19 protein-coding genes and 1 pseudogene are annotated in these 16792 nt (G+C 70.7%); 8 read left to right on the top strand and 12 right to left on the bottom strand.

Annotated elements, in window-relative coordinates; translation table 11 throughout:
• Window positions 1-153: 153 nt before the first annotated feature.
• Window positions 154-282, top strand: a pseudogene (locus tag HNP84_RS56990) (peptide-methionine (S)-S-oxide reductase MsrA); the annotation flags it as partial.
• A 29-nt stretch (window positions 283-311) separates the two neighbouring features.
• Here the strand turns inward: HNP84_RS56990 and HNP84_RS47620 are convergent.
• Window positions 312-563: a GntR family transcriptional regulator gene (locus HNP84_RS47620; protein WP_150935878.1), complete on the bottom strand. Its 252-nt coding sequence runs from the start codon at window positions 561-563 to the stop codon at window positions 312-314.
• Between the two features lie 76 nt (window positions 564-639).
• On the opposite strand from HNP84_RS47620, the gene HNP84_RS47615 reads away from it, so the two are divergent.
• Both HNP84_RS47615 and HNP84_RS47610 read left to right on the top strand, forming a co-directional pair.
• On the top strand, window positions 640-1167 hold the full coding sequence (locus HNP84_RS47615) for a hypothetical protein (protein ID WP_185056755.1): 528 nt from the start codon (window positions 640-642) through the stop codon (window positions 1165-1167).
• Between the two features lie 606 nt (window positions 1168-1773).
• Complete coding sequence (locus HNP84_RS47610) at window positions 1774-2244, top strand: DUF4262 domain-containing protein (protein ID WP_246519542.1); 471 nt, start codon at window positions 1774-1776, stop codon at window positions 2242-2244.
• A 371-nt stretch (window positions 2245-2615) separates the two neighbouring features.
• Here HNP84_RS47610 and HNP84_RS47605 read toward each other — a convergent pair whose 3' ends face one another.
• From HNP84_RS47605 to HNP84_RS47590, 4 genes are all read right to left on the bottom strand, one after another.
• Window positions 2616-3074 (bottom strand): hypothetical protein, encoded by a 459-nt coding sequence (locus tag HNP84_RS47605; protein ID WP_185056753.1) that lies wholly within the window; start codon window positions 3072-3074, stop codon window positions 2616-2618.
• Window positions 3075-3593: 519 nt separating this feature from the next.
• Window positions 3594-4979 carry a S8 family peptidase gene (locus tag HNP84_RS47600; protein ID WP_185056752.1) on the bottom strand — a complete coding sequence of 462 codons (1386 nt, stop codon included), beginning with the start codon at window positions 4977-4979 and terminating at the stop codon, window positions 3594-3596.
• Window positions 4980-5342: 363 nt separating this feature from the next.
• Entirely contained in the window at window positions 5343-5753 is a 411-nt protein-coding gene (locus tag HNP84_RS47595) for a hypothetical protein (RefSeq protein ID WP_185056751.1), read from the bottom strand.
• Window positions 5754-5988: 235 nt separating this feature from the next.
• The gene (locus HNP84_RS47590; protein ID WP_185056750.1) at window positions 5989-6693 is read right to left on the bottom strand and encodes a MerR family transcriptional regulator; all 705 of its coding nucleotides are present in this window, start codon (window positions 6691-6693) and stop codon (window positions 5989-5991) included.
• Window positions 6694-6747: 54 nt separating this feature from the next.
• On the opposite strand from HNP84_RS47590, the gene HNP84_RS47585 reads away from it, so the two are divergent.
• Complete coding sequence (locus HNP84_RS47585) at window positions 6748-7446, top strand: hypothetical protein (RefSeq protein WP_185056749.1); 699 nt, start codon at window positions 6748-6750, stop codon at window positions 7444-7446.
• Between the two features lie 74 nt (window positions 7447-7520).
• On the opposite strand, the gene HNP84_RS47580 is transcribed toward HNP84_RS47585, so the two are convergent.
• The gene (locus tag HNP84_RS47580; protein ID WP_185056748.1) at window positions 7521-7955 is read right to left on the bottom strand and encodes a nuclear transport factor 2 family protein; all 435 of its coding nucleotides are present in this window, start codon (window positions 7953-7955) and stop codon (window positions 7521-7523) included.
• 97 nt (window positions 7956-8052) lie between these two features.
• Here HNP84_RS47580 and HNP84_RS47575 point away from each other — a divergent pair, with 97 nt between their 5' ends.
• From HNP84_RS47575 to HNP84_RS47565, 3 genes are all read left to right on the top strand, one after another.
• The gene (locus HNP84_RS47575) at window positions 8053-8526 is read left to right on the top strand and encodes a MarR family winged helix-turn-helix transcriptional regulator (protein ID WP_185056747.1); all 474 of its coding nucleotides are present in this window, start codon (window positions 8053-8055) and stop codon (window positions 8524-8526) included.
• 69 nt (window positions 8527-8595) lie between these two features.
• Complete coding sequence (locus HNP84_RS54470) at window positions 8596-10641, top strand: oxidoreductase (RefSeq protein ID WP_185056746.1); 2046 nt, start codon at window positions 8596-8598, stop codon at window positions 10639-10641.
• Between the two features lie 27 nt (window positions 10642-10668).
• Window positions 10669-11073 carry an NUDIX domain-containing protein gene (locus HNP84_RS47565; protein WP_185056745.1) on the top strand — a complete coding sequence of 135 codons (405 nt, stop codon included), beginning with the start codon at window positions 10669-10671 and terminating at the stop codon, window positions 11071-11073.
• Here HNP84_RS47565 and HNP84_RS47560 read toward each other — a convergent pair.
• From HNP84_RS47560 to HNP84_RS47540, 5 genes are all read right to left on the bottom strand, one after another.
• On the bottom strand, window positions 11034-12827 hold the full coding sequence (locus HNP84_RS47560; RefSeq protein WP_185056744.1) for a serine/threonine-protein kinase: 1794 nt from the start codon (window positions 12825-12827) through the stop codon (window positions 11034-11036). The genes HNP84_RS47565 and HNP84_RS47560 overlap by 40 nt on opposite strands.
• Before the next feature lie 93 nt (window positions 12828-12920).
• A complete protein-coding gene (locus HNP84_RS47555; RefSeq protein ID WP_185056761.1) occupies window positions 12921-13493 on the bottom strand; it encodes a dihydrofolate reductase family protein in 573 nt (190 codons plus the stop codon).
• Between the two features lie 67 nt (window positions 13494-13560).
• Window positions 13561-13938 (bottom strand): hypothetical protein, encoded by a 378-nt coding sequence (locus HNP84_RS47550; protein ID WP_185056743.1) that lies wholly within the window; start codon window positions 13936-13938, stop codon window positions 13561-13563.
• 10 nt (window positions 13939-13948) lie between these two features.
• A complete protein-coding gene (locus tag HNP84_RS47545; protein ID WP_185056742.1) occupies window positions 13949-14830 on the bottom strand; it encodes an NAD(P)-dependent oxidoreductase in 882 nt (293 codons plus the stop codon).
• Complete coding sequence (locus tag HNP84_RS47540) at window positions 14827-15708, bottom strand: NAD(P)-dependent oxidoreductase (RefSeq protein WP_185056741.1); 882 nt, start codon at window positions 15706-15708, stop codon at window positions 14827-14829. Before HNP84_RS47540 ends, HNP84_RS47545 begins: the two co-directional genes overlap by 4 nt.
• Window positions 15709-15823: 115 nt before the next feature.
• Between HNP84_RS47540 and HNP84_RS47535 the strand changes: the two genes are divergently transcribed.
• Window positions 15824-16159 (top strand): winged helix-turn-helix transcriptional regulator, encoded by a 336-nt coding sequence (locus HNP84_RS47535; RefSeq protein WP_185056740.1) that lies wholly within the window; start codon window positions 15824-15826, stop codon window positions 16157-16159.
• A 4-nt stretch (window positions 16160-16163) separates the two neighbouring features.
• Here the strand turns inward: HNP84_RS47535 and HNP84_RS47530 are convergent, their stop codons facing one another.
• Window positions 16164-16742: an ArsR/SmtB family transcription factor gene (locus HNP84_RS47530; RefSeq protein WP_185056739.1), complete on the bottom strand. Its 579-nt coding sequence runs from the start codon at window positions 16740-16742 to the stop codon at window positions 16164-16166.
• Between the last annotated feature and the right edge of the window lie 50 nt (window positions 16743-16792).

Genomic DNA, 16792 nt, shown 5'->3' with positions numbered 1-16792 from the left:
GACGCGGCAACGTCGGCCTATCTCGAAACCATGATCAGATGATTCGGGAAAGGTACACCCCTTCCCGTCAGATCCACAGATTTCGATCATTGCTCCTACGCATCACCTCGACACCCTAAGGACACGGAATAGCGCCTATTGGTGCGTGAAACCGAGTGCTACCACCAGCAGTACCTTCACAAAGTCCCCAACGGCTACTGCGGGCTGGGCGGCACCGGTGTCAACGCAGGTGACCCTTCAGCCTGGTGCCCGACTGGGCTGACGACCTCTTCAGAGGAGTAGCCGGGATTGCTGAGACCTCCAGGGGGCGGTTATGCCTGCTCGGAGGTCTCGTTCTTGTCCTGGGCCACGAAGGAGCCCATGCCTGGGGTGGTGACGATGAGGCCGTCTTCGCGGAGCTTGGCGGTCACCTTGCGAATGGTCACACGGGCGACGCCGAACTCGCCTTCCATCTGAACCTCGGAGATGAGGTAGCGGGGCGGGTACTCGCCCGACTCGATGCGTGCGCGTACGACCTCGTAGATCTGCACCCACTTGGGTCGCGTCGGGTCGTAGTCGATCACTCGGCAACTGTAGGTAGTAGCTCCAGGGCAGGCATAGAAGCTCATAGCTATAGACAGGCTCTGTAGCCTGCGAGGCATGACGGAGCTTGAGGACCTGGTAGCGGGCTTCCCCGGCTGGTCGATCTGGCGCAGCCGAGGGGACGACAGGCCGGGAGACTGGTACGCAACGCGGCGGGGTCATCGGCTTACCCGGGCCGGGCTCGTGGCCGGCGCTTGCATGACGGTGGCCGCCGAGACTTTGGACGAGTTGCGGCGCGCTGGACGATCAGACGGGCCGGGCGACGGCGCGATGACGGCGGTGCAGGGAGGGCCGCGTCGGCTGGTACGTGACCTGGTGGAGTTCCCAGAGGGGGACTGTCCGGGTATCGCGCTACGGAGCCGGAAACGGCTGGATTGGCAGGACCAGCCGCGCGGCCCTTATCGAGTCATCGACCACACCTGCTGCTGCCAGGCAGTTTTCTACGAGCTGATCTGTGTCGGCGGCATCTACCAGGTCCACAAGGTCATTCAGTCCGACCTGCCCGAGCACACATACACCGGCGGCTGGAGAGGCGACGAAGTTCGCTACTCGTGGATGCGGATTGTGTTGGGCTCAGCCCGTTGACGCCTGACTTCTGTTAATGAGGGAAGGTCAGGAGCGTCGTAGACGACGGGCGAGGCTGCCTCGGGCGGTAGATCCAGACCGGCGAGGTGTCACCGGTGAGGCGCTGTTGCTGTACGCGTTGCATACAGCAAACCACATCCGATAGCCGCCCTCGTTATGCGATGCCAATTGGACCCGGGACGAGCTTCGTAATCCTAGAGACATCCCGTCTCAAATCAGGACATCTGGACTAAAGAGCAACGAAAACCATATTCGGCGCAAACCCAAATTGCGCCTGCAATCGGTGTACACGGGACAGACGCACGCCCTGGCATCGTTTGCGGGTCGATCGTTGGCCCCCAAGCGCGTAGGCGGCGTCGGCCGGGACCGGCCGAAGAGCCGCAGCCTGGCCGGCTGGCCGACAAGCGCGCGAGGCTCGCCCTTGATAGCGAGAAGAAAAGTAGCTTTCGATCTTGGGGCGAGGTCGGACATCGCCAGTAGCAGAGGTCGTAGTCCGGCTGCTTCGCTGATCGCGGAGCCCGTACGCTACGGCCTATGTCTCCTGATGGTCCGGGTTGTCGCTGCATCGTCTGCCATGACTACGGGGACCGCGATGAGTGGGACGCCATGGATCGGCACACCGTCGAGCACGTCCGGAGTCGCGGCTGGAGCGTGACGATGATTCCGGAGGACGATCTGGGGCCCGGCTTCGCCTACACCGTCGGCCTGTGGCACACCTACCGGTCGCCTGAGCTGGCTATGTTCGGCCTGGACATCCATCTCATGCACGAGCTGCTGAACCGCCTCGGAGACGGTGTCGCTACGGGGGAGCCTGTCGAAGCGGAGCAGGAGCGGCACGACCTCATCGCGCGGCACCCTGTGGTCCTCAAGCAGGTCGACGTGAGGTGGTATCGAGAGTTCTTCGGGCAGGCGATCGCGTTCTATCGGCGTCCACCGTTTCCGGTGCTGGAAGTTGTGTGGCCTGACCCCCATGGCCGGTTCCCTTGGCACCCGGACTACGCCGAGCAGTACCGGGAGCTACAGCCCTCGCTGTGGCTCTGGCCCGGCGACCAACGAGATCTTTCTTCGTCTCATTGAAGGTAAGACGCCGCGCCGGGGACGACTTGCTCCCGCGAGAGATTTCTAGGACGTCTTGACGGCGTCCCGTCGGGTGGTCGCTTTGACCTTGCTGCTGGCTGCACCCTTGATCCTGTCCATCGACAGAGAGGAGCGCGAAGGGAAGCAGCGTATGCAGCGAGGGGAGGACCCGGTAGAGCGGCGCCGTGTGGTGGCGGCGAGTGCGGGCGCCGGGCGGGGTGAGTGAATGACGAGATGCGGGCGCGGGTGGCGGCATCTCGGATGGCTCAGGGACTTCCGCCGGTGGTTGAGGATCTGGCGGTGTTGGAACGGGTGGCGTCGGTGTTCCGGCTCGTCGGCGGGGACGAGCCGGAGCGCTTCCGCCGGGTGGCCTAAGCGATCCAGTCGAAGGTGAACCTGTCGGGGTCCCACTTCTTGCGCGGGTCGGCGGGCGCGACGGTGATGGTGCGGATGACCGCGGCGACGATCGCGCGTTGTTGAGAGACGTTCATGGCCTCCCATCGGGTGAGCATCTCCTGAGCGGTGCCGATGAAAGGGATCAGGGGCGAGGTGCGCGACAGGCTCGCCAGCTGGACGCGGTTCTTGTCCAGTCGCAGTTCGATCGGGGCGCGGGCGGCCATCCATTCCTTGCGGCTGATTTCACGGCTGGCCCAGGCGTGGGCGAGTTCTTCCAGCAGTTCCTCGTCGGCGCGTACGGCCTCGGCGAGGTTGTCGTCATCGCCTCCGTCGTGGTGAATGCGTTCGGCGAGGGCGGGAGAGTCGAGCGCGGTCAGCAGCATGTCACGGACGTAGTCGTCGGTACGGGCGGCGTTGGTGGCGACGACCGCCACATGAGCCGCTACCGGGAACGTTCGGCCACACATACCGGGGGACTCCTGCTCGGGGGCGGCCGTAGTCCGAGCACGCGTTCAACATGGTATTCAAGCGCGTCATGGGCATTTCGCCGAGGAGATACGTCCGAGCTCAGTTCGAAGATGCCGGTGGCGGGCGCGGTGGCTCGGCGAAGAACGCCATTACCTCGTCGTTCGAAGGTGGAAACGAGATCGTGTCGCCATCTGCCGCCGGGAAGGCCGGCGGGGCATGACATGCGGGCCGCCTGCCTGCTGTCGGGGTGCGTCGGCCTGACCAGCGGCGAGGCGTCAGGACCTTCGCCGGGCTCATGACGGGTCGAAGGGTGCGGCCCCTCGCTCTGCTCGGGGCTGGGCTTTCGGGGGCAAGCCCTCAGCCCTCGTACGCTCTGCTCCGAAGGCGGATGCCGGTCACGCCGCAGCGTGACCGGCATCCGCTGTACGGCCGTTACGCCTAGACCTCTGTCAGTGGCGTACTGCCGGGGGCGTGGTCTCGGGGCTTCACCGTTGGCCGGTGGTGCCGGTGTTCAGCGAGAGGGCGGCGGCGAGGTCGATCCGCTTGGTGGTCACCGTGGTGCCTCCGCTGCTGTAGGTGATGCTCTTGCCGGTGTTCTGCAGCTTCTCGACGAGCTCCTCACCGGGCAGGTTCTGGTTGGCCTGCCGGAGCAGTGCCAGGGCGCCCGCGACATGGGGTGCGGCCACGGAGGTGCCGCTGAGGACGCCGAAGGTGTCGCCGGGCATGGCCGAGTCGACGGCCACGCCGGGCGCGAAGAGGTCGAGCAGGGGGCCGCGGTTGCCGAAGGAAGCGGGGGCGTCGTGGTCGTCGGTCGCGCCTACCGCCACCACCGCGGAGATGCACGCGGGGCTGGTCACGCCGTCCTCGTACTGGTCGTTGCCCGCCGATACGACCGTGGTCACGCCGAAGTCCTTGAGCCAGAGGATCTCCCACCTGAGAGCCCCGTAGGCGGGGTCCTGGTCGCAGTGGGCCGTGTGTTTCGGGCCTACGCTGAGGCTCAGATTGACCGCTACCACGTTGAGCCCCGCGTGTACCTGGTCGACGTACTGCAGCGCCAGCTTCTGGTCGGAGGTGAAGCTGAGGAAGCACGGCGCAGAGGTGCCCATTTCCTGGCAGATGGGACCGTTGAACCGGGAGAACACCTGGATCGGCAGGATGCCGGCTTCCGGCGCGACGCCGCTGGAAGGAGCGGTCGCGGTCTTCTGGCCGGCCGCGATCCCCGCGACATGCGTGCCGTGGTGGCACATCATCGTGCCGTTCACGACGCATTTCGCGGTCTCGGCGTCGGCCGCGCCTGCGCCGGTCTGGGACGGCAGGCCGTTGGGGCACAACGAGTCGGCCTGGTAGCGCGGGTCGGGGTCGGAGGTGGAGAAGCATGCCTCGCCCACGATTCGCCCGGCGAAGAACGGGTGATCTCGATCGATGCCGGTGTCGAGGATCGCGATGGTGGAGCCCTCGCCGGTCCAGCCCGCCGTGTTGGCCTGGTCCGAACCGATCAGCCTGGTGCTGACGTCGAGCGCCGGCTTGCTCAACTCGTCCTTGTAGACGGCCCTGACCAGGTCGTCGGCCACGGCCACGGCGAGGGTCGGCTTGTCGATGGTGGCGACGAGAAAGTCGCTGGAACTCGTCTTGTCGATGACCGTGGTCTCGCTCGAAGCCGCTTCGAGGGCGTCGGCCACCCGGGCGACGTGGCCCCTGACCTCGACAACGGCGCGTACCTTCGTGCCGTTGTTCACCTCGTCTATGAGGTTCTGCGCCACGGACGGGGCAGCGGCTGTGGCCTGGGCCTGGGCCGGGGCCCCGACGGCTAACGCGGTCGTCGCGGTGATGGCGAGCACGGCGATGCTCGCCAGTAGAGACCGTAGTCTCACTGATCCTCCGAGGGGGAATGGGCCGTCCAGAATGGGACGGGGCTGAGGAATGGGGAAGCCACCGGAACTGCGGGAATGCTCAGTTACGCGACCGCCTCCATTGCCGATGTCTGGAAATCTCCCCACTGCGCGGTAGACGCGAGGCTGAGAGTACGGAATGGGACTGACAAAAAGACGTGACATCAGTCGGTCGCGGTCACGAGGGTGTATCGGCGGCGAATTTGGTTCTCGGGCGGCCTTCTGTCGGGTATTCCGCTCTGCCTCTGCCTCTGCCTCATCCTTGGACCAGTGCCGGCGTCGTCGGGTCTCCGCTACGTGCGCGGTGTTCGTGGGTGTCTCGTCGGTCGTGGGAGGTCGGGGGCGTCAGCGCCGTGGGCGGCGGTGACGGGCGAACCAGGCGCGTGACGATGACGGCAGGAGCAGCAGCACGATGACGGCGCAGCCAGCCGGTACGAACATCACGGCTGCCGCGGCCGTGAGCGCCGGTACGTCTCGGCCCGCCGCCAAGCCGGCCAGTGTGGGCCCCGTGGTGAGCAGGCTGATCACGCTGAAGCCGACCGCCAGAAGGCGCGGGCCACGCCACCCGCGCCACAGCCCTCTGGCGATCACACCACCGAAAATCGCCAGGATCATCCGCATTGCGCCGTCTGGGATTTGACCGCTCGCGATGGACAACGCCCCGATGGCGAACAGCAGGACCGCGATCGTGCCTACTACTGCTACGGTGATGATCACCGGCATGGGGGGCGTACGGTCGTCGGCCGCGGCGTTCATTCATGACAATTCAGGCTCCAGTCGGTGGCCGGGTTCGGTTTGACGGACTCGGAGGATTGTGATGGGGATCGGTGGGTCGGATGGAGGCGCCCCCGGTCTGCCTGGTCTGCCCGGTCTGCCCGGCCTCCCGGCTCCCGGCCTGCCGGTCTGCTATCCCCGTGCCGTCGCTCTGCGGCGGCCGGCCCCGCCTCGCTGACCGGCGCCAGCCGTACCTGGGATGCGCCGGGCCGGTTTCTCAAGCGGCGACGGGGACTTCGAGGATGGTGGCGTGGCTGCCGTCGGCGTCGGTCAGGTGGTCTTCCAGGGTGGGGCCGGTGATGGTCAGGTGGTGCCGGTGCAGCCAGGCGAACAGGTCCTGGCCGGCGCGGCGCAGGTCCGTTGACGGGGGGACGACGGCGCGTACGACGGTGCGCTGGGGCAGGGTGAGCGGGGCGCCGGTGTGGTCGGTGGTGACGGCGGCGGTGAAGCCGCCCGCGGGTTCTCCGTTGAGCCAGGTCAGCAGGGTCGCCGGTGGTGGCGGGCAGATGGCGGCGAGGTCGGACGGGTGGGCCACGTTCAGGCGGCGGACGCGTAGCCGCCGGGGGCCGACCGTGGTCTGCTGGGGCAGGATCGACATGGGCGTGGCGAGGTGGTCCTCGGCGTGGGCGGCGGTCGCCGTCAGGGTGGCGATGTCGCGGTGGATGGTCGTCAGGATCTCGGTCAGGGCCTGGCGGAGCTGGGCCTCGGGGGCGTCCAGCAGGTCGGCGATCTGACGCAGTGGCAGGCCGAGGCGTTGCAGGCCGCGGATGCGTTCGAGGCGGGAGAGTTCGGCTACGCCGTACCAGCGGTAGCCGGTGGCGCGGTCGATCGCGGCGGGGGCCAGCAGGCCGATCTTGTCGTAGTGGCGCAGGGTGCGTTCGGATACGCCGACCATGCGTGCGAGTTGCCCGATCCGCCACATGACGCCCTCTCGTGTTGACTTTGTCCCTGCGTCAGGGTTCTACGGTCACCGTCCATGACTGATCTGAACCCTAGGAGCCGGCTCACCGGGGTGCTGTTGCTGACCGCGGTAATCGCCATGATCGCCGGTGCGGCCATCGTGGTGCCATCGGGGTTGACCCTGAATCCGTCCGATCCCGGCGGCGTGCTGGCCGCGGTGCGGGAGCAGGCCGGGCTCCATCTGATCGAGTTGGCCTTCGACGTGCTGGGCTGGCTGGCGCTTACGGCGGCCGGGCTGGTCATGGCCGGTCGGCCGGCCGGGGCGCCCAGGCCGTACGCGACGACTCTGGCGGGCGGCCTGCTGGCCGCCGCCGGACTGGCCGGTCTCCTGCACGACGCCGGGAACCTGGCGCTGACCCAACTGGCCGCCGACCCCGACGCGCCGGCGGCGGCCACGGTGGCGGCGGCGGTCCTGCTCACCGCCAAGTGGATGGTCAATCTGGCCGGGCTGCTGTGGGTGGCGGCCACGGTGGCCGGCGCGGCCGGCATCCCGATGCCGCGCGGGCTGCGCATCGCCGGTGTGGTCGCGGCGCTGTCCGGCCTGGCCTCGGTCGCGCTGCCGTGGACGGCCGGGACCGGCGTCCTGCCGCCGGCGATGGAACAACTCGGGTACGCCCTGCACCTGCCGATCATGATCTGGTACGCGATCCTGGGCCGGCGGTATCTCCGCGATCGGGAGCAGGCCCGTGAGGCGGCATGGCAGCGGGACGCCTGATCGGCTCCCGGTCGTACGCGAGTGCGCCCGTGATCCGCGGGCGCTCTTGCCGCGTGGCCGCCGAGCCTCGGTGTTCAGGAGGGTGAGCCGGTGGCCCAGATGGGGGTGCTCCGCAGGTGGGTCAGACGCCATCCTTGCGGGGTGCGGGCCGCCTGGAAGCGGTAGACCTCGCCCAGCGTGAGGCGGGGGGCGGGGGCGAGGCGGCCTTCCGGGGGGTTGCCGGTGGCGAACGTGACGACCAGGTTGGCGCGGACGTCGGCGCGGTCGCCGTCCAGGTCGATCAGGACGTTGCCGACCACGTGCTGGATGCGTTCCCCGGGCGAGTGGGTGCGCTGGGCCTGGGCGGTCAGGGCGTCGCGGCCCTTCGCCAGGCCGCCGGGCGTGTGGACGGTGGCGTCCTCGGTGAAGATCGACGGCATCTCGTCGAAACGGCCCTCGTCCAGGACGACGCCGAGGCGGTACACCAGGCGGGTGATCTCGTCGCGGTCCAGTAGCTCTTGTGCCTGCATGCTGATCTCCACTGTTCGTTGGCACTTCCAATGTTGGGTGCGCCAACGATATCCCGAGATTGTGGGGAGTGCCAATGGCTTTTGCTAGATTGCCGTCGTGGAGCTGACCGAGGGCACGGCGCCGGAGCGGCTGCGCACCCTGCCGAGCCGGTTGATCAATATGGCCGCGTTGTCCGCCAACCGGCTCGTGGACCGGGTGCTCGCCGATGAGGGGGTGCGGCGCTACCACTACGCCCTGCTCGCGGCGCTGGAGGAGTTCGGCCCGGCCAGTCAGGCGGCGCTGGGGCGCAGGACCGGGATCGACCGCAGTGACGTGGTGGCCGCGATCAACGAGCTGGCCGAGCGGGCGCTGGTCGAGAGGAGCCCCGATCCGGCCGACCGCCGGCGGAACATCGTGAGCATCACGGCGGAGGGGAGCCGGCGGCTCGCCACACTGGACCGGCTGCTGGCGGCGGCCCAGGACGAGTTGCTGGGCCCGCTCTCGGACGCCGAGCGGCGGCAGCTCGTCGATCTGCTCACCCGGGTGGTGGAGCGGCAGTCGGCCGGTGATCAGGCCCGCTTGATGGGGTAGGACGCGCCCCCCGCACCCGGTTTCCGAACGGCACCCTGACTAGGCGGACATGTTGATCGTGGAGGGGGAATGGTGCGGGTCGAGGAGCTGTCCGTGGCCGAGCGGCGGGTGTGGGAGGCGTTCGAGCGGGGCGAGGAGGCCGACTTCACCACGGGCGACGGCGAGCAGGACGCTCCCGCCCGGGGCGACCGCTGGGGGGCGGAGCGGACGATCCGGGCCGGCGTGGTCGCGGAGCTGCTGCTGCGGGAGGAGGCGCGTCCGGTCGCGGGGCTGCGCGTCAAGGGGGCCCGGATCGCCGGGGAGCTGAACCTGAGCCATTCGGGCGTGCACCACTCGGCGCGGTTCCTGTCGTGCTTCTTCGACCGGGCGCCGAACCTCTACTGGACGCGGGCGCTGCAGGTGAGCTTCACCGGCTCCCGCCTGCCGGGGCTGTCGGGGGCCAACGCCCAGGTCGGGGGGCACCTGCGGCTGGACGGATGCGTGTTCACCGGGACGGTGGAGCTGCGCGGGGCGCAGATCGCGGGCAGCCTCACGCTGGACCGGGCCCGGGTGGACGTGGCGGGGCTCGCCGTGGACTGCGACCGGATGCAGGCCGACCGGGGTGTGGGCGCGATCGGGCTGCGGGCGCGCGGGCAGGTGCGGCTGTCCAACGTCACGGTGCACGGCACGCTGATCCTGGATCACGCCCGGCTGGCCGTGGGCGGCTCCGAGCGCGAGGCGCTGAACCTGGACGGGCTGGTGGCCGAGGGCAACGTGTTCTGCAGGCACATGGCCGTCACCGGCATGATCACCTGCCGCAACGCCCGCGTGACCGGCCCGTTCGCCTTCACCGCCACCACCATCGAGCGTCCGGGCGAGATGGCGTTCCGCGGGTCGCGGATCACCGCGTCGGGCGGGCTGTTCCTGGGCGGCGGCTTCTCCGCCACGGGCTCGGTACGGCTCGCCGACTCGCGGGTGGAGCGGGAGCTGAGCCTGCACGGCGCCCGCCTGGACAACGCGGGCGGCGAGGCGCTCCAGGCGGGGGAGTTACAGGTCGAGGGCAGTGTGAACGCGCGCGAGCTGCGCGCCCGGGGGCGGGTGGACCTGTCGATGGCCCGAGTCAGCGGGTCGCTGGTGCTGGACGGCGCCGAGCTGGCCGCGCCCGGCGGGGTGGCACTGGACGCCGACGGCTGTTCGGTCGGCGGGTCGCTGTCGTGCGCGGGCGGGTTCCGCGCCGAGGGCGCGGTGCGGCTGGCCGACGCGACCATCGGCACGTACGCCGACTTCAACGGCGCCCATCTGCGCGATCCGGGCGGCACGGCGCTGGACGCGTCGGCGGCGACGGTCGGGAGCGGGCTGTTCCTGGGGCGCGGCTTCACCACCGAGGGCGAGCTGAACCTGATCGGGACCCAGGTGCGCCGGCACATCCACCTGAACGACGCCACGCTGTCCAACCCGGGCGGCCGGGCGCTGGCGGCCTGGCAGCTTGAGGCCGGCGAGCTGTACCTGCGGCCCAAGCAGCCGCCCGAGGGCCTGCTCGACCTGCGGCACGCCCGGATCGGGGTGCTGCGGGACGACCCGGCCACCTGGTCCCCGCGCCGCCAGGACGGCCTCACCTACGACGCCCTGGACCCCATCCTGCCCGCCACCCGCCGGCTGGAATGGCTGCGCGGCGACCCCGACGCGTACGTGCCGCAGCCGTACGAGCAGCTCGCCGGCACCTACCGGCGGCTCGGGCACGACGAGGAGGCGCGCACCGTACTGCTGCACAAGCAGCGGCGGCGCCGGGCCACGCTGCCCAGGCACTCCCGGCTGTGGGGCGTGGTGCAGGACGTCACGGTCGGGTACGGCTACCGCCCGCTGCGCGCCGCCGCCTGGTTCGCCGCCCTGCTCGCCCTGGGCGCCACCGTGTTCACCCTCGACCCGCCGCCCCCGGCCGAGGCAGGCAAGGGCCCGGCGTTCAACGCCGTCGTCTACGCCCTGGACCTGCTGTTCCCCCTGATCGACTTCGGCCAGGAGAAGGCGTTCCAGCCCACGGGGGGCGGCCAGTGGATCGCGTACGCCCTGGTGCTGGCGGGCTGGGTGCTGGTCACCACCATCGCGACCGGCATCACCCGGGCCCTGTCGCGGCAGTAGCGGCCAGGGGTGTGACATGATCGCCACATGATCGACGCCGAGACCGGCTGGTACTTCATGCACGCCTCGATCAAGGGCGTGGTGCTCAGCGACGAGGGCGTGCTGCTGTGCCGGAACCCGCGCGGCAAGTGGGAGCTGCCCGGCGGCTGGCCCGACCGGGAGGACCGCACCCTCGCGGAGGTGGTACGCCGGGAGGTCCGCGAGGAGTGCGGTCTCGACGTCGAGGTGGGCCAGGTCGTCGGGGCCGAGATCTTCGAGATCGCGGGCGGCAAGGTGCTCATCGTGGCGGTGAGCGCCACGGCCGAGGGCCCGGTCGCGCCGCGGGCGAGCGAGGAGCACAGCGAGGTGCGGTTCTTCCCGCTGGACCGGCTGCCCGAGGACCTTGAGGACGGCTACGAGCCGCTGATCCTCGCGGCCCGCGCCCGGCGATAGACGCGGTACGCGGCCCACAGCGCCAGGGCGGCGATGTAGAACGCCACCGGCCGGAGGTTGGCGCCCTCCAGGCCGGAGGCGGGCGCGCCCACGAAGAGCCACCCGAGCAGGGAGGCGAAGAACCGGATCGCGGGCAGCAGAGCGATGATCAGCCATGCGCTCATCAGGCCCTCCCCGAGCCGGGCCGGGCGGAGCAGGAGCCCGCATGCCGGCAGGATCAGGGCCAGCGCCGTGACGCTTCCCCATTCGAGGAAGAGCTGTGGGGCGTTCCCGCCAGGGGAGAGCGTGAGGTACGCCCAGGCGTACGCCGCCGCGCCCGCGAGGCCGAGCGCGGCCACGACGGCGGCGCCGGAGGCCGGGGGCGCGGGACGGGCCGCGCGCGGGCGGGCCCGGAGGGCGGCGGCGATGGCGAGAAGGGCCGCGACGCCGATCAGGGCCTTGCCCGTCGCGATGATCCGGGGCTCGGCCCAGATCCCGACATAGTCGAATAAGGGGTCGTAGGTGCGGCTGGACAGGTAGGCGGGGATCGTGGCCGCTTGGTACACGCCCAGCCCCGCGATGGTGCCCGCCGTGGCCCACACACGGTCGTCGCGGCGGCGGCTGCGCCACCACAGGAACACCCCGATGCCGGCCAGGGCGGCGGGCACGGCGATGGCCCCGAGCGCGATCATGAGCACGAACAGGTCCGGGGCGCTGCTGCTGGAGAAGACCTGCCTCGTGGTGCCCACTGTTCGGTCGATCGCGGGGGCCAGCCCGCACAGCAGGCCGAAGACCAGCGCGAGCCGGCCGGCGACCCGGAGCGCCACGGGCGCGGGCGGGGCGGTGGCCGGTGGCGGTTGCGGGGCTCGGCGGGCGGGCACGGTCGTCGGCTCGGCCGGCGGTGCCTGCTGTGCCTCTTGGGCCTGTGTCTCTTGGGCCTGGGTCTCTTGGGCCTGCTGGGCCTGCTGGGCCGGGCCGTTGCCGGTCAGGGCGTGCAGGAGGCCGGGGATCTCGGGGCGGGCGGCCGGGTCCTTGGCCAGGCAGCGTGCCAGCAGCGGCCGGAGGTCGTCCGGTACGCCCGACAGGTCAGGGTCGCGGGCGAGGACCGCGTTGATCAGGGCGGGGACGGTCGGGCCGGTGAACGCCTGGTGCCCGGTGGCGGCGTACACCATGGTGGCGGCCCAGGCGAAGACGTCGGAGGCGGGGCTCGCCTTCTGGCCGTCGAACTGCTCCGGCGCCATGTACGCGGGCGTGCCCACCAGGCCGGAGGCGGTCGCGCTCTCGTCCAGCACCCGGGCGATGCCGAAGTCGATGACGACCGGCCCTTCGGGGCCCAGGATCACGTTGCCGGGCTTGAAGTCGCGGTGCACGATGCCGGCGCGGTGGATCGCGGCCAGCGCGGTGAGGGTGGTGACGGCCAGGCGGTGCAGGCCGCTGCCGCCCCGGGGGCCATCCTCGGCCACGACGCCGGCCAGGGAGGGGCCGGGGATGTACTCGCTGACGACGTAGGGGCGGCCGTTGAAGACGCCCATGTCGAGGACCTGGGCGGTGCAGAAGACCGCGACGCGGCGCGCGGCGTCGGTCTCGCGCATGAAGCGGCGGCGTACGTCGGAGTCGGCGGCCATGCGGATGTGCAGCAGCTTGACCGCGACCGGGACGCCCGATGACGCCTCGCCCCGGTACACCACGCCCTGCCCGCCCGCGCCGAGCACGCCGGTCAAGGTGTAGTCGCCTATTTTGTCTGGATCCCCCGGCTCAAGTGCGTGGGAGCTCACGTCCCGCCCTTCGCCCCGCCCGGCCGCCTACACGGCGTACACGATAGGTGCCGGAGCGGGAGCCTGGGAAGGGGTGAGCCCGACGACCCTCGGCTAAGCCCCCCGGGTGAACCAGGTGACGCGGGCGCCGTTGCCGAAGGCGCGGGTGTCGGCGGGCGTGAAGCGGGTGGGGGAGAACGCGCCGGAGAAGGCGGGGATGCCGTCGCCCGCCACCACCGGGTAGCTCTTGACCACCAGCTCGTCGATCTCCGGGAGCAGGACGCCGGCGAGCTTGCCGCCGCCGCACAGCCAGATGTCCATGCCGGGCTGCCGTTTCAGGTCGCGGACCAGCTTCAGGGGGTCGTTGCGGACCAGCTCCACGCCGGGGTCGTCGATGGCGCCGAGCGTGGTGGACACGACGTACTGGCGCAGGTGGGCGTACGGGCTGGCGACGCCGATCCGCAGCGCCGGCTCGTACGTGCCGCGGCCCATGATCAGGGTGTCGAAGTGCTTGTTGGGCGCGTCGATGCCGAGCTGGGCGCGGATGTGGGTCGGGAGGGTCTCGGGGTATTCGGCGCTCATCCAGGCGGTCATGTCGTCGCCCAGCGGGTAGAAGTCGGTCTCGTCGCCGGGACCCGCGATGCGGCCGTCGATGCTCACGGCGACGTAGTAGACGAGCTTTCGCAAACCGATCACTCCATGCGTAGTACTCCGGCTGTTGTGGTCTCACCGTAGTACTACGCATGGAGTGGTGTCAACGGCGGTCCTCGACGTGGACGACGGTCAGTTCCCGGCCGTCGGCGTCCCGCTTGGCCCGGCCGGCCAGGCCCACCCGCAGGTCGTCGGGCACGGCGACCTCGTCCGGGGCGACGTAGGTCAGGATGTCGGGGTGGTGGCAGGCGACGGCCCACCCCGGGGCGTCCTCAAGGTGGATGACGTCGAAGTCGCCCGCAGGGGTGCCCGGCACCACCGGGCCGTACTCCCGGAGCAGGTCCACGGCCTGCGCGGCCAGGTCGCCGGGGGCCGGGTCCATGAGGATCACGCACGTGCCGTGCGCGAACACCACCCATGACTTGACCGGGTTCAGCAGCGTCCGCCAGATTTCGGGCAGCAGGGGGCCTTCGTCGTCCATGCGCCGGAGGCTAGCGCGTGGCCGGGGCGCCCTTCATCGTCTCGGTGAGGCGGGTGAAGCCGTCCTTGGCGTGGCCGTCGGCGATGGCGCGCTGGGCGATGGCCCGCGCCGCGATCAGGACCGTGGTGTCCAGGCCGTGCCCGGTCGCGGTGTGGATGATGTGGTCCATGCCCGCGGCGGCCGACTCGATGGTGGACGTGTCGCCCGGGTACTCGCCCCGGTCCACCTCCGCCGCGAGCTCGTCGAGCAGAGCCGGGATCAGGTCGCCGATGCCCTTGGCGAACGGCGCCAGATCCGCGGCCGAGATGCCCTCCTCGCGGGCGAGCGCGAAGGCGTGCATGAGCCCGGCCATGCTGGTCCAGAACAGGTCCAGCAGCGCCACGTCGTGCGCGGCGGCCCGGCCCGGGTCGGCGCCCAGGTGGGTGGCGGAGCCGCCGAGCGCCGCCAGGGTGGCGCGGTGCCGCTCGTAGACCTCGGCCGGGCCGCTGTAGAGCAGGACCGCGTCGGGGCCGCCGATCGTCACGGTCGGCGTCATGATCGCGCCGTCCAGGTAGTCGATGCCGTTGGCCGCGGCCCACTCGGCCATCGCGCGGGCGCGGGCGGGCGTGTCGGCGGTGAGGTTCACCAGCGTACGCCCGGCGAGCGCGTCGGCCGCGTGCGTGACGATCGTCTCCACGGCGTCGTAGTCGATCACGCAGATCACGGTCAGCGGGCTCGCCGCGACCGCGTCGGCGACACTCGCCGCGAGCCGCGCGCCCTGCTCCACCAGGGGCTCGGCCTTGGCCGGGGTGCGGTTCCACACGGTGACGGGGTGCCCGGCGCGCAGGAACGCGCCGGCCAGGGCCTGGCCCATCGGGCCGAGGCCGAGCACGGTGACAGGGGTGGTCGTCATGAGTTCTCCTTGAGCAGGGTGATCAGGCTGGACACGGGGCCGGCGCCGAAGCCGGCGGCCACGCCGCGGCGCAGCAGGGCGCCCAGGGGCTCGGCCAGCTCGGTGCTCACGCCCTGGTCCCGGCTGACGTCCAGCAGGTTCACGTACGCGGTGGCCTGCATCTCCAGGTTGGAGGCGGCGTCGGACAGGTCGCGCTCGTCGTGCGCGCGGGCCATCTCCGGCAGACCGCCCAGCATCGCGGTGAGCCAGCGCACCACCATGGGCGCGAACTCCGACACCGGCTCCCCGGCCGAGTCCACCAGCGCGGCGGCGTGGAAGAAGCCGCCGAACATGCCGTACATCGCGGTCAGCAGCGCCAGGTCGTACAGGGAGGCCCGGCCCGGGTCCTCGCCGAGGAAGTGCGCGTCGCCGAGCCCGCCCAGCGTCCCCTCGTGCGCGGTGAACGCCGGCCGCGACCCGCTGTAGAGCACGAACGCGCCCGGACCGCCGATCATCGGCGGCACGGCCATGATGCCGCCGTCCAGGTAGTCCGCGCCGTGCCCGGCCGCCCAGCCGGCGGCCTCGCGTGCCTGCCGCGGGGTGCCGTTGGTCAGGTTCACCAGCGTGCGCCCGGCGAGGGCGCCCGCCACCGGGTCCAGCACCTCGTGCACGGTGCCGTAGTCGAGCAGGCAGACCACCGTGACCGGGCTCGCCTCCAGCGCCTCGGCGGGCGTGGGGGCCACGCGCGCGCCCTTGGCGGCCAGGTCGTCCGCCTTGCCGGGGGTGCGGTTCCACACCGTCAGCGGGTGGCCCTGGACGAGGAACGTCTCCGCCAGAGCCCGTCCCATCGCACCCAGTCCGAGCACCGTCACCGGAGGCCGGGTGTCGTCGTCAGTCATAGATCAGCACTCCACTACGAGTTTTCGAAGGCGTTGTCGATGCTGGTGGAGTGCTGATGTTTCATCAAGTACCTACTATTTTCTCAGGTACCCACCTTTTGGTAAGGATGCGGCGATGAAGAAGCGTACGTACAACTGCGGGCTCGACGCCGCCGTGGACGTGGTCGGCGGCAAGTGGAAGGCGCTCATCCTGTGGGCACTGCACCACAGGCCGCTCAGGTTCGGCGAGCTGTCGCGGTCGGTGTCGGGCATCAGCGAGAAGATGCTGATCCAGCAGCTCCGCGAGATGGAGACGTACGGGCTGGTGCACCGCGAGGTCTATCACCAGGTGCCGCCCAAGGTGGAGTACTCCCTGACCGAGTTCGGTCAGTCGCTGAACACCGCGCTGCTTCCCCTCGGCGAGTGGGGCGAGAAGCACATGGCCCGGATCGAGGCCATCCCGCGCGACTGACCGCTCACCCCTCGGCGGGGAAGGCGTACAGGCGGGCGTAGACCGGGCGCGAGCCGGGCGGGGCGTCCTCGGCGGAGCGGCTGTACCTCATCAGCAGCGCCATGTACGCCTCGAAGAACTCCGCGAACTCGGCCTCGGTCATGCGCACCAGGCCGCGCGACGCCTTGACCCAGGCCGGGTCGCGCCCGTACGCGGCGGGCAGGCCGTGCGACAGCAGCTCCAGGTCCTCGGCCAGGTTCACCCGGTGCAGCTCCAGCAGCGCGGCGCGGTCCTCGGGCGGGAGCTGGTCGGGGTCGGGCAGGCGCAGGTCGCGGCGCTCGGGAGAGGCGCGCCACCAGCGCTCGCGGCCCGCCGAGCGCTCCGGGATCTCCTCGATGAAGCCGTACTTCTCCAGTTGCCGCAGGTGGTAGCTGGTGGTGCCGGTCTTGGCGCCGAGCAGCTCGCCCAGCGTGGTCGAGGTGGCGGGGCCGTGCAGGCTGAGGTGGCGCAGCATGCGCCGGCGCATGGGGTGGGCCAGCGCCTTCAGCCGCGCCGGGTCGTCGAGCACGTACGGCTCGGGGGCCCGTGATTCGTGTGATGCCATCGCCGCCATTCTCCTCCTCCAGGCCGAGCGGCCGCGTCCTTCCGCAGAAG

This window comes from Thermocatellispora tengchongensis, from assembly GCF_014202315.1.
Taxonomy (GTDB): domain Bacteria; phylum Actinomycetota; class Actinomycetes; order Streptosporangiales; family Streptosporangiaceae; genus Thermocatellispora; species Thermocatellispora tengchongensis.
This window is presented reverse-complemented; position numbering and strand designations above follow the sequence as displayed.